Source organism: Plesiomonas sp. ISS29 (assembly GCF_056522795.1).
On the sequence record NZ_JAWRZQ010000001.1, the window covers coordinates 2,947,266 to 2,959,574 of the forward strand.

Here is a 12,309-nt window from a genome sequence, read left to right on the forward strand (position 1 = left end):
ACATCTTTTAATCAACAACCGACCGAGATAACATGAAGATACGAGCACTGATCCTCGTCTCTGTGTTGCTGGCCGGCTGTCAGGCGCCGCATGCGTCGACGCCGTATCCGAACACGAAGACCTCGTCAGTTCGTGAAGCTGATACCCGTCAGCCCAGTGACTCATCGTCGCGATGGGCTGATGCAGGCCTAGCACAGCAACAGGGTGTGTGGGACTACATTGGCAACGAACTCAAACTACCGATACCGAATAACGAACGGATCCGCAGTCAGAAATCACGTTATTTGCGTAATAAGAGTCATCTCCAACGTGTGACCGAGCGTTCAGAACCTTACCTTTACTGGATTGTAGAGGAAGTGAAAAAACGCAACATGCCGATTGAAATCGCATTGTTACCCATGGTGGAGAGTGCTTTTGATCCAAACGCAACCTCAAGCGCAAATGCGGCCGGCTTATGGCAGATAACACCGGCAACCGGCCGTAACTACGGGCTGGATCAAAACTGGTGGTACGATGGCCGCCGAGACATCGGTGCATCAACCCGCGCCGCACTTGATCTGCTACAACGGCTAAACAAAATGTTCGATGGCGATTGGACAATGACACTCGCTGCGTATAACGCGGGTGAAGGCCGTATCCTCAAAGCCATCAAAGCCAATAAAGCGCGCAATAAGAAAACCGATTACTGGTCACTCGATTTACCGCGCGAAACTGCGCTATATGTGCCCAAAGTGCTGGCATTGAGCGAAATTATCCGTAACGCCGACAAATATGCGCTCAAATTACCGCATATTGATAAATCAAGTGCACTGGCTCGAGTCAACGTTGGTCAGCAATTTGATATGAACTCGGCTGCACAAGTGGCTGGCATGTCGGTGGATGAGCTGCAGGCGTTAAACCCGGCCTATACCACCCGTGCAACCGCGCCTACCGGCCCGCACTACTTAATGCTGCCGAAAAAGAAAGCCAAGCAGTTCAAAAAAGCGATACAAGACAGCGAAGACATTTCACTGACAGCGGTACGGCACAAAGTTCAGTCGGGTGAAAGCATTGATATTTTGGCGCGCCGCTACAGCATTTCCGCGCTTGATATCAAACAACTCAATGATCTAAACGGTGCTGGTATCCGGCGCGGTCAGTATGTTTTGCTGCCGATTACCCGCAGCACATACGTAGCCAAAACCTCGGCCAGTGCTCAGCGTGATACCTTTGCCTCGGCAAAAACACCGAGCTCAAAGAGTACGGCATCGCAGTCTTATACCGTACGTAACGGCGATACGCTATCAACCATAGCGAACCGCCATAAAATGAGTACGCGTGACCTGGCCAAGCTCAATAATATAAGCACCAGTGGCCGCTTAAAAGCGGGACAAAAGCTCAAAGTTAACACAAGTACCGGCAAATCAGTTGAGTCAGGCAGCCTTGCCCGCTCTTATAAAGCGAAAAAAGGTGACTCACTTTCTAGTATCGCTCAAAGACATGGCGTAGGTGTTGATGATTTACTGCGCTGGAATGATATGAGCCGTAAAAGCGTACTAAAACCCGGTACAATGCTAAAAGTGAACAATTCCAAGAGCTGATACTGCCATGGCCCGCGCAATACCCGCGGGCCACGGTCTACTGACACTACTGCCTACCGGTACTACTTGCCCATAGGCAGATGAAAAGTGAATTCAGAAGCTTACTACAAGCAAATCAGGTACAGGAAAATCAGCAAGGGTAAACTAAAAGCTGAACGTCACTTCCAGCGGATTATGATCAGAGGCATCAGTTGACATCACTGATGCCTTTTCTACTTTTAACCCGCGATAAAAGACATGATCGAGCGGATATCCAAACGCTTTTTTACGCCGCCCTTGCGGGAACAGCACCTCATCTAGCCCCATCTGTTTAGCCAAAGTACGCAGCAGTGCCAGTCGGGTTACACTCCAGCTGTTAAAATCACCCGCCAAAATCACCGGCCCACGGTGCAGCGCAATCTGTGATAACACCTGATGCAACTGTTGCCGATACGCCTGTACACCCACCGTAAAGTTTACCGCATGCACATTCACCACCATCAACGATTGCCCCGTAGCAAGCGCATACACACTCACCAATGCAGACTTAGGCAACTTAAGCCATGGCTCACGCTCACGCAGCGGGCAATAATATTCGGCATTCACTGCCGACAGTGTCATCACACCGGCCATCTGGTCACGAATAGAGAACGCCGCTACCTGCGCCACTGCGGGATAGCGCTGTGTGGCATACTGCAACAACTCTGGTGTCGCCTGCGCCTCTTGTAACAATACCAGCTGCGCACCGTTCGTATAGTCTGACAACGCGGTTAACCAGTCATTACGCTGTTGCTTATAAATATTCCACACCAGCACCTTGAGCGTATTGCCGCTCAATACCGAAGCCTGATCAGCCTCATAGCGACAAGACTGTTGTATTACAGCTGAAGAGGCAGACTGGTATTGCAGCACCACGCTATCATCTGGAATATCAAACGGCCATTGCCACGCACCGAGCGCCACCAGCGAAGCGGTTGTACCAAACAGTAAACGTTTTTTACCTTTCATGCTGTCTGTCAATGACTCCTCTTGGGTCAAACCGCTGCGCAGAGCAAACGCCCATTATGCAAACTTGCGCGCGCAAGCCACTGTGTGGCATAAGCCAATAAAGTAACAAATATCACGGTAACAACCTAACCTGTGCGGGAAAATCGTGCAACTTTCTGATTATATTGCGTACAAAAATCTGCACACCTCACACATCTAAAACAACAAACAATAATCTGCTGGTATTTATCAGACAAACTTAATATGCATATCTTGTTAACGGCAATCCGCTTTTTTATTTAAAGGGATGCGAGCATGGCTACGCCACCTAACTGACGCATTTGGCGTAAGATCCAGCGCTGACGTTGCAGCACATAGCCTGAGGGTGCTTGAACCTTATACCGAATCGGATTGGGTAATACCGCGGCCAACAGCGCCGCCTCGGCAGCCGTCAGGCGGCTGGCCGGTTTGTGAAAATAGTGCCTAGCCGCAGCCTCAACACCAAAAATCCCCTGACCAAACTCGATACTGTTGAGATACACCGTCAGAATACGGTCTTTGCTCCAGAACAGCTCAATCAGCACGGTGACACCCGCCTCAAACCCCTTACGCAGCCACGAACGATCCCCCCACAAAAACACATTCTTAGCTGTTTGCTGGGAAATCGTAGAGCCACCACGCACCCGTCGGCTATGCTCATTATGTTTTAGAGCTTGTTCGATAGCCTGAAAATCAAAACCAAAACTGTCGGGGAAGCGCTGATCCTCTGCGGCAATCACCGCCAACTTCATTTGCGGTGAAATAGCATCACTGGGTACCCACCAATGGGTGATCGGGTATGCTTCTGCGCCCTCTATCCGCGCAGTAATAATCCGCTCGAGGATCACACTCGGCAGCGCCACCGGCAGCACACTGTACAAAATCACTGACGACAGCAAGATAGAAAAAACTGCCGCTATCATACGCACAGAAGCACGCTTCCCGCGCTGCCAGCAGGTTCTCGGGGCTCTTTTTTGCTCTGACATCAGCGCTGTATTCACTGTCGGTGATTGATGATTGATAATCTGTTATTGATAGTCCGTTATTTACTGCAACAAGCCACTGTCAGCACTCTTTATAAGCGCTTTGTAGCAGTACTTTGTATCCAAGCTTTGTATCAGAGCCTGCATAAATACACGGCGATCACGGCATTGCTATATAAGTGCACTTCTATAACAAGTGCATTGCCATATTAACAACATTGCTTCAATGCACTTTTACACTTCTGCCGGTAATACTTGGTTTTACTGAGCAGGCCACGGCATTACTGGTACAGCGGTTACCGCATTTTTAGGCGAACCTTCTACTACCCGATCAGAATAGGTTAAATAGATCAGTGTATTGCGTTTTGGATCATAAAAACGAACCACTTGCAGCTTTTTAAATACCAGAGACGTGCGTTTTTGGAACACTGACTCACCATCGCCCTTACCCTTTTTAATTTTATCGGATAAGACAATCGGGCCAACTTGTCGACAGGCAATCGAAGCATCAGCGGTATCCTCAGCTAACCCAAGACCACCTTTAATGCCCCCAGTTTTTGCCCGGCTAAGATAACAGGTTACACCCGCAACATCGGGATCATCAAAAGCATCCACCACAATTTTATGATCAGGGCCTAAAAACTTAAACACCGTATCAACCGAACCAATCTCTTCAGCATTGGCCGCCGCACTACCACACAATAACAAGAGTAAAACCCAGCGGTAATATTTTGTAGCCATTATTCTCTCCTTCCTTTTATGCTCAATCACCCAAAATAAAACACCACGACAGCATGCCGGCTATCGGCAAAATTAAGTTGGGTACTGCTCAGATTTATCACAAAAACAGGGTATTAAATGCATTCTGCACAACACAAGCGTATGAAAAAATGACTATCTTGTGGTTTTCTATCCCGTAATTAATAGAAACTACCCAGTAATTAATACAAAATAGTGTACAACGGCTTTGGGTTTACATTGGCTTTTATTTCTGGGGCTGTAATATAGGCTAAAGATCCGTACTTGATGCAATATAATGAGTAAATACATTTATCAGCAGAACACAGATAAATTGAAGTTACTTAATCATAGCGTATAAAACAGAGCAGAGTTGAGGAGCGCTTAATGGCCCAAGAGGCGATAGTTCGGGAGTTATTATACTGGATTGAAACCAATCTCAGTAAACCACTCTCTATCGACGATATTGCAAATCGCGCTGGCTACTCCAAATGGCATCTTCAACGCATGTTTAAAGATATCACTGGTCATGCAATGGGTGCGTATTTACGTGCCAGACGGCTAACTCGCTCGGCACATGACTTACGTGCAACCAACCGATCGATTTTAGATATCGCCCTGCACTACTGTTTTGACTCGCAGCAAACCTTCACTCGGGCATTCAAAAGCCAGTTTGGCCGAACGCCAGCACAATACCGCCGTCTTGAAGAGTGGGATTGCAGTGGTTTACAACCCCCATTATTGAATGTGCACAATAAAAAATTACCTGTACCCGAGTTTGTAGAGCTTCCTGCTATTCCATTACAGGGCAGTACCGTTACCTATTCGGTCTCTTACCGCCGCGATGGCACATTAAAACCGCGTGCTCTACTTCAGCATTGGCAGCGTTTTCGCAGTAAATTTACCGGGGAGATCCCGCCAAACTTTTTTGCGCTGATCTCAGGAAAACAGACTAAAAGTCATGATGATGAACAAGAGCTCTACTGCACCTGCGCGGTAGAGTCAGCATTCGCCCCGCAAGATGCCAAACTAACGCCGTACGAGTTTCCGGCCGGTAAATATGCAAAATTCACCTATTACGGTTCATTTCGCAATTTAACCGAGTTTATTGTGCATCTGTATTGCGATGTCATGCCGCTGTACAAGCTGACCCGCCGTAGCGGTTATGATATAGAGAAGTTCCCGACCGTGCGTGAAGATAATCTGGGTTTTGGCATTATTCGCTGTGATTACTACATTCCGATTAAAGAGATCCCAGAAGAGGCTGTCATCACCCATGGCGCGCAGCATTACGATATTGTCGAAAAACTGATCGCACTGCGCCAACAGGCCGCTGACGCGCTCTGATAACTCTATCATCTAATATCTAATTTGATTTTTACATTGTGCGGGAGCAAAACAGGCCGTTATGTTCTCGTACTCTTCAGCCATACAGGCTTGTTTTGCCATTCAGACACTGATTACAGACAGTTATTTCAGTAACTGACTCTCCAGCCACTGTTTCACCTGGGGTTGTGCGGTTTTTAAGCTGTTTGAGCCGCGGGTGATGGTAGCAATACCCGCCCCCAGCTCAGATTTTATCTCACGCTGGCTTAATGACCCGCGCAACAACTCCTGCACTATCCGCACCCGCGTACCCAGCGCATCGCGCTCATCGAGTGTCAGTAACAGTTGTAGGATCTCGGTTTCACATCCATCAGCAAAAGCCTGACGCAGCAGTTGCATAAAGCCTTGCCAGTCTTGCTCTGATTGGCTGCTGGCCAAAGCCTGATTTTGTAGGGTATTGGGCGTTATACTTGGCACTCTATTGATTCTCTCTTATCAACCCGTGTGATTCACCAACACCACCTAACCGATAAATTCCAATGAGGTGGTGTGAGTGATATCGTTAACCAATACGCTAATGCGTCATCAGTAACGCTGATTTAACTCTGCGGCAGTCAGCACGGGCAGCTGATTTTTCATCTGATAGCGATAGAATACATCATATGCCAGCACATTTTTAACGTAACCTCGGGTCTCGTTAAAAGGAATGCTTTCAATAAAAGCTATCGCATCAAGCTGACCGTTGGCATTATTCAGCCAGCGGTTTACGCGCGAAGGGCCGGCATTATAGGCCGCGGTGGCCAGAATACGGTTACGCCCAAATTGCTGATAAACCTCTTCAAGATAGGCCGTACCGAGCTGAATGTTAGTCTGCGGCTGGAATAACTGGCTCTCTTGTTGCAGCGGAATACTGTTTTTCTTGGCCGTATGCTGCGCGGTTTTCGGCATTAGTTGCATCAATCCGCGCGCGCCAACCGGTGATTGTGCTTCCGGATTCCATGCACTCTCCTGACGGGCAATCGCCATCGCATAGCTTGGGGTGATGGTTTTTGTGCGGGTAGCCAGTGTAAACAGGTTTGGATACGCCAGCGGGAAACGCTCATCTATGTGATCCCAAAGTTTAGCGCGGATAGTTCCCTGTACACTGAGATCACTCCAGCCCTGCCGACGGGCATACGCGGTTAATACCGCCTGCGTACCGGCCGGATAGTGCCCGATTAAGCTACTCCACTCACTGCGAGCAATGTTGTGTAGATCCCAGTATAGCAGTTCACGGATACGAATAATTTCAGGCCAATGGCTGACATCCTGCGTACTGACTTGCCGTGAGTCATTTTTCACTTTGTAGGGCTGTTGTAGCTGCTGGGCAGCAACCATCGGATAAAAACCGCGCCGCTCAGTCAGGCGTTTAAGATCGGCCTGTGCTTGTTGCTTTTTGCCCTGCTGTTGCAGTACACGGGCATGCCAGTATAGCCACTCATCTTTATCTTTGTCGGCAGCCGGTAAACGGGCAATCCAGCGGCCGGTGTCGGTCAGATCATTACGCGACAACGCTAACCGAATACGCCGTTCAATCAATGCTGCGCTTTGACTACGCTGCACTATCCCGTCGCGCCAGCGGATCTGTTCGGCATCAGTGGCATCCATCATGCGGATAGCGACAGCGCTCTCCATCTCACCCACTTGGGTATGGCTCATCGCTTGGGCTTTGGCCAACGGCGCAATCAGGGCGCGGGCATTATCCAGATCACTGCGCACTAGCCGGTTAAAGGCAATCAGGGTGGCCTGACGCGCTATCGGGCTAGCGCCGTGGGTCTGGGCAAAGCTCAATACTTGTGCCGGATTCGCCTGTAAATCAAGCAATCCGTTGGCCATTGAGCGGTATGTTTGCGGTAACTGAGCGGCTAAATGTGCCAACAGGCTGTCATTCCCGGCTTTCATTGCCAGCAACATACGATCCAGCACGTTCAGCGGGGTAAAGGCGCTGCTGCTTTGCCACACATTAAGCAGTGGGTCACAGGCATCCGGCAGTGATTTACCGGTTAACCAGATTTTTTTTGCCCCCTCCCATGCTTGCTGGCGTTTGCCGGTAGCATAGTTGGCATAGTAAAAACGGCACTGACCGGCGACTGATGATGGAGCTTGTGGCATCAGCGTCAGCAGCGTTTTCCAATCTTCACGACGAGTTAATTCAGGGCTAAAACGCTCAGGCAGCCCTTTGGCCAGTGGCATGGTCTGGTAACGTTCAATAAAACTGCGAGCCTGTGCGGCAGTCAGCTGGCTCATATCCCGAGTCAATAAACGGTATTCAATGTAGGGATACAGCGGGTAATTTTTCAGCGCCGGTAAAAGCTGGGCGGCCACATCAGGCTGGTTACTGTCGAGTGCGGCCTTGGCCTGCTGGTAAGTCTGGCGCTCACCGGCGGTTGGCGCGGCCTGAACAAGCATACTGGTGCTGCTGACGCCGATAATACAAAAATTCAATATCCACTGGCGCAATGCCATGTTGTAACTCCTTATGAAACGCACTTCCCTGCGTTGTATTGCTTTAAGGCTCTGCTGTTTTGGTTATCTTTGGTTTGCCATTGTGGCGGTTACTGTGGCGGTTGTTATGCCGCACCTAAGCGTTTACCACACAGTGTATACATTGCCGCAAGCCTTGTGTAAGGCTATCACCTTATCTTTACTATAAGGGATAGCATACCCTTGTAACAGTAGTGATAAATTAGCAATAAATGTGAAGCCGGTTTCTGACTCAGGAAAGGGTTACACTTGGCTACAAGGAACGGCTACAATAGATTTTTATTGGTCAATCAATAGGGTCGATAAAGCGTTATGGCTCAATATGTTTATTCAATGCACCGCGTCGGCAAAGTTGTACCGCCGAAGCGTCATATCCTAAAAAATATCTCTCTGAGTTTTTTCCCGGGTGCCAAAATTGGTGTTCTGGGTCTGAACGGTGCAGGTAAATCAACGCTGCTGCGTATTATGGCTGGAGTTGATACCGATATTGAGGGCGAAGCTCGCCCACAACCGGGGCTGAAAATTGGCTATCTGCCGCAAGAGCCGAAGCTCAATACCGAAAGTACCGTTCGTGAAGCGGTCGAAGAGGCCGTTGCTGAGGTTAAAAGCGCGTTAACCCGTTTAGATGAGGTGTACGCTCTGTACGCTGATCCTGAGGCTGATTTTGATAAATTAGCCAAAGAGCAGGGTGAACTCGAAGCGATTATCCAGACTTATGATGGCCACAATCTGGATAACCAGCTTGAGCGTGCCGCTGATGCACTGCGCCTACCAGCGTGGGATGCAAAAATTGCCAATTTGTCGGGTGGTGAGCGCCGCCGTGTGGCAATTTGCCGCCTGCTGCTCGAAAAGCCAGACATGCTGCTGCTCGACGAACCGACTAACCATTTAGATGCCGAATCGGTTGCATGGCTTGAGCGCTTCCTGCACGACTACGAAGGTACTGTGGTTGCCATTACGCACGACCGTTACTTCCTCGATAATGTGGCCGGCTGGATCTTAGAACTTGACCGCGGTGAAGGTATTCCGTGGGAAGGGAACTACTCTTCTTGGCTGGAACAAAAAGATCAGCGTTTGGCACAAGAGGCCTCTTCTGAAGCGGCGCGTCGCAAGTCTATCGAGAAAGAGCTTGAGTGGGTACGCCAGAACCCGAAAGGGCGTCAGGCCAAAAGCAAAGCGCGTATGGCTCGCTTTGAAGAGCTTAACAACACCGATTACCAAAAACGTAATGAGACCAATGAGCTGTTCATTCCGCCTGGCCCGCGTTTGGGTGATAAGGTGGTGGATGTGGCTAATTTGGTCAAATCCTACGGTGATCGCACGCTGATTAATGATTTGTCATTTAGCCTGCCAAAAGGGGCTATCGTCGGGATCATCGGCCCGAACGGTGCGGGTAAATCGACCCTGTTCCGGATGATGTCAGGCCAAGAGCAACCAGATTCTGGCGCAATTGTGCTGGGTGATACGGTGAAACTGGCTTCTGTCGATCAGTTCCGTGATGCGATGGATGATAAGAAAACTGTGTTTGAAGAGGTGGCCAACGGGCAGGATATTCTGCGCATTGGTAACTTTGAGATCCCAAGCCGTGCCTATATTGGCCGTTTTAACTTTAAAGGTTCAGATCAGCAAAAGCGCGTTGGCGAGCTTTCTGGTGGTGAGCGTGGCCGTTTGCATTTGGCCAAACTGCTGCAAACCGGCGGCAACCTGTTGCTGCTCGATGAGCCAACCAACGACCTTGACGTTGAAACCCTACGCGCACTCGAGAACGCCCTGCTAGAGTTCCCGGGCTGTGCCATGGTTATCTCGCACGACCGCTGGTTCTTAGACCGTATCGCCACTCACATTCTAGATTATCAGGATGAGGGCAAAGTAGAGTTCTTTGAAGGTAACTTTACTGAATACGAAGAGTGGAAGAAAAAAACCTACGGTGCTGATGCTATTCAGCCGCATCGGGCAAAATATACCCGTATGGTGAAGTAAGCCGCAGTTTTATGCTGATAGCGGTTTAAATCGCTATTACTGCGGTACTCACGTTGAGTCATTCTCTTTGAATCATTCCCTTTGAATCAAAAGGCCTGAGAAATCAGGCCTTTTTCTTTGCTGCTGCAATGAACCGCAATGGCTGGCTGCTGCTCTTTTCCCGCAAAATACTTATAACGCAAACCTACCGATTGGTTATTATTTATGCCTATTTTTTCTACAATAAACGATTGATCACGTAACCTGTTGTAGTAAACTTACCAACATAAAGGTGACCAATATCACACAAGATTACGGCGACTTTCAGTCGTTACCCCAGCGCCAAGGAGGCATGTCATGTTTATTTATCCACCGACTGTATACAGTACCAACCGTGCCGACAAGCCTGCTTTCACGGCTTATCAGTCAGTACAACGCCGTTTTTTTGCATTATTCATACGTAAATAACGGCTTGTTATATTGAGTGATCCAATCGGCACACTGAATGCAGACGGTGTTAATTAACTACATTCAGAATCAGCATGAGGTGTGCCATGTTTTTATTCCCACCAACACAATATGTTACCAACCCAATTGATAAGCCTTCTGTAACACACTGGTACAGCCGTTTTTTTGCCCGCAAAAAATAACGCTATATCTGGCTATTAGCTAAAAACAGCGGCGAACTACAAAACCGGTTAGGTTAACGGTGCGATTAAAGATCAATAAACGCTTCGAGCGCATCAGAGAGCTTTTTCACACCGAATACCTGCATTCCCGCCGGAGGCTGCTTTGGCATATTGGCATGCGGAACAATAGCGCGCTTAAAGCCGTGCTTTGCCGCTTCGGTGATACGCTCTTGGCCACTGGGCACAGGGCGAATTTCACCGGCCAACCCCACTTCACCAAAGACCACCACGTCACGCGGTAATGGTCTGTCGCGCAGGCTAGATACCATGGCCAGCACCAGAGCCAAGTCTGCACTGGTTTCGGTCACTTTTACCCCGCCAACCACATTCACAAAGACATCCTGATCGGCCATCTGCAACCCACCATGCCGGTGGAGTACCGCCAGTAAAAGCGATAATCGATTTTGATCCAAGCCCACCGCCACACGGCGCGGATTGCCTAACATTGAGTGATCCACTAAAGCCTGAATTTCAACCAGCAGTGGCCGCGTGCCTTCCCACACCACCATCACCGAACTGCCCGGCGCTTCCTCTTCACCGCGGCTTAAAAAAATCGCCGACGGGTTGCTGACCTCTCGCATGCCCTGCTCGGTCATCGCGAACACGCCCAGTTCGTTGACCGCGCCAAAACGGTTTTTATGGCTGCGCAGCATCCGAAAACGCGAATCAGTATCTCCGTCAAGCAAGACTGAACAGTCAATACAGTGCTCGAGTACTTTTGGGCCAGCCAGTGATCCGTCTTTTGTCACATGGCCGACCATAATAATCGCAACCTGTGTGGTTTTGGCAAAGCGGGTTAGGTAAGCGGCAGTTTCTCGCACCTGCGCCACGCTACCGGGTGCCGACTGAATATCGGCCATGTGCATCACCTGAATTGAGTCGATCACCATAATTTGCGGCTTTTCCTGCTCGGCAATCAGGCAAATCTGCTCAACGCTGGTCTCTGACAGCATTTTCAGTTTGTCGGTCGGCAAGCCAAGGCGATAGGCACGCATGGCAACTTGCTGCAATGACTCTTCCCCTGTCACATACAAGGCTTTCATCTGCTCGGCTAAACGGCACATCACCTGTAACAGCAGGGTACTTTTACCCGCGCCGGGGCTTCCGCCAATCAAAATGGCACTGCCGGGCACGACACCGCCACCGAGCACCCGATCAAACTCTTTAAAACTGGAAGAGAAACGCGGTAACTCTTGTAAACTGATCTCGGCCAGCGTCTGGACTTTATGGTTTCCCGCATGCCCAGCATAACCGCTGGTACGGTCGGTACGCGCAACACTGGCCGCTGCAAGGCGTACTTCAGTAATAGTATTCCATGCCTGACAGGCACTGCACTGCCCCTGCCAGCGCGGGTAATCAGACCCGCACTCATTGCACACAAAGGCACGTTTCACAGCTTTAGCCACTAGAGAGCTCTCCTGCAAAGGCAATTAAGACGCAAAATTAAGCTCTAAATCAGGCTAAAAATCATAGTCTTATCGCAAATTTAATACGAAAATTGGGCTG

Annotated in this window: 9 protein-coding genes; 3 read left to right on the forward strand and 6 right to left on the reverse strand. The window is 49.4% G+C overall.

Annotation, left to right across the window (positions count from 1 at the left end; genetic code table 11):
• Nucleotides 1–32: 32 nt before the first annotated feature.
• Nucleotides 33–1,580 (forward strand): LysM peptidoglycan-binding domain-containing protein, encoded by a 1,548-nt coding sequence (locus AC1HDJ_RS13220; RefSeq protein WP_479536183.1) that lies wholly within the window; start codon nt 33–35, stop codon nt 1,578–1,580.
• Between the two features lie 144 nt (nt 1,581–1,724).
• Here AC1HDJ_RS13220 and AC1HDJ_RS13225 read toward each other — a convergent pair whose 3' ends face one another.
• From AC1HDJ_RS13225 to creA, 3 genes are all read right to left on the reverse strand, one after another.
• The gene (locus tag AC1HDJ_RS13225; protein WP_479536184.1) at nt 1,725–2,567 is read right to left on the reverse strand and encodes an endonuclease/exonuclease/phosphatase family protein; all 843 of its coding nucleotides are present in this window, start codon (nt 2,565–2,567) and stop codon (nt 1,725–1,727) included.
• Nucleotides 2,568–2,845: 278 nt separating this feature from the next.
• Nucleotides 2,846–3,571 (reverse strand): monofunctional biosynthetic peptidoglycan transglycosylase, encoded by a 726-nt coding sequence (gene mtgA / locus AC1HDJ_RS13230; RefSeq protein WP_479536185.1) that lies wholly within the window; start codon nt 3,569–3,571, stop codon nt 2,846–2,848.
• Nucleotides 3,572–3,829: 258 nt separating this feature from the next.
• The gene (gene creA / locus AC1HDJ_RS13235) at nt 3,830–4,309 is read right to left on the reverse strand and encodes a protein CreA (protein WP_479536186.1); all 480 of its coding nucleotides are present in this window, start codon (nt 4,307–4,309) and stop codon (nt 3,830–3,832) included.
• Nucleotides 4,310–4,693: 384 nt separating this feature from the next.
• Here creA and AC1HDJ_RS13240 point away from each other — a divergent pair, with 384 nt between their 5' ends.
• A complete protein-coding gene (locus AC1HDJ_RS13240) occupies nt 4,694–5,653 on the forward strand; it encodes a helix-turn-helix domain-containing protein (protein WP_479536187.1) in 960 nt (319 codons plus the stop codon).
• 123 nt (nt 5,654–5,776) lie between these two features.
• Here AC1HDJ_RS13240 and trpR read toward each other — a convergent pair whose 3' ends face one another.
• Together trpR and sltY are read right to left on the reverse strand one after the other, a co-directional pair.
• The gene (gene trpR / locus AC1HDJ_RS13245) at nt 5,777–6,100 is read right to left on the reverse strand and encodes a trp operon repressor (protein ID WP_479537154.1); all 324 of its coding nucleotides are present in this window, start codon (nt 6,098–6,100) and stop codon (nt 5,777–5,779) included.
• Nucleotides 6,101–6,217: 117 nt separating this feature from the next.
• Nucleotides 6,218–8,131 (reverse strand): murein transglycosylase, encoded by a 1,914-nt coding sequence (gene sltY / locus AC1HDJ_RS13250; protein WP_479537156.1) that lies wholly within the window; start codon nt 8,129–8,131, stop codon nt 6,218–6,220.
• A 336-nt stretch (nt 8,132–8,467) separates the two neighbouring features.
• On the opposite strand from sltY, the gene ettA reads away from it, so the two are divergent.
• Complete coding sequence (gene ettA / locus AC1HDJ_RS13255; RefSeq protein WP_438622414.1) at nt 8,468–10,135, forward strand: energy-dependent translational throttle protein EttA; 1,668 nt, start codon at nt 8,468–8,470, stop codon at nt 10,133–10,135.
• 694 nt (nt 10,136–10,829) lie between these two features.
• Here ettA and radA read toward each other — a convergent pair.
• Nucleotides 10,830–12,209 (reverse strand): DNA repair protein RadA, encoded by a 1,380-nt coding sequence (gene radA, locus AC1HDJ_RS13260; protein ID WP_438622415.1) that lies wholly within the window; start codon nt 12,207–12,209, stop codon nt 10,830–10,832.
• Nucleotides 12,210–12,309: the final 100 nt, after the last annotated feature.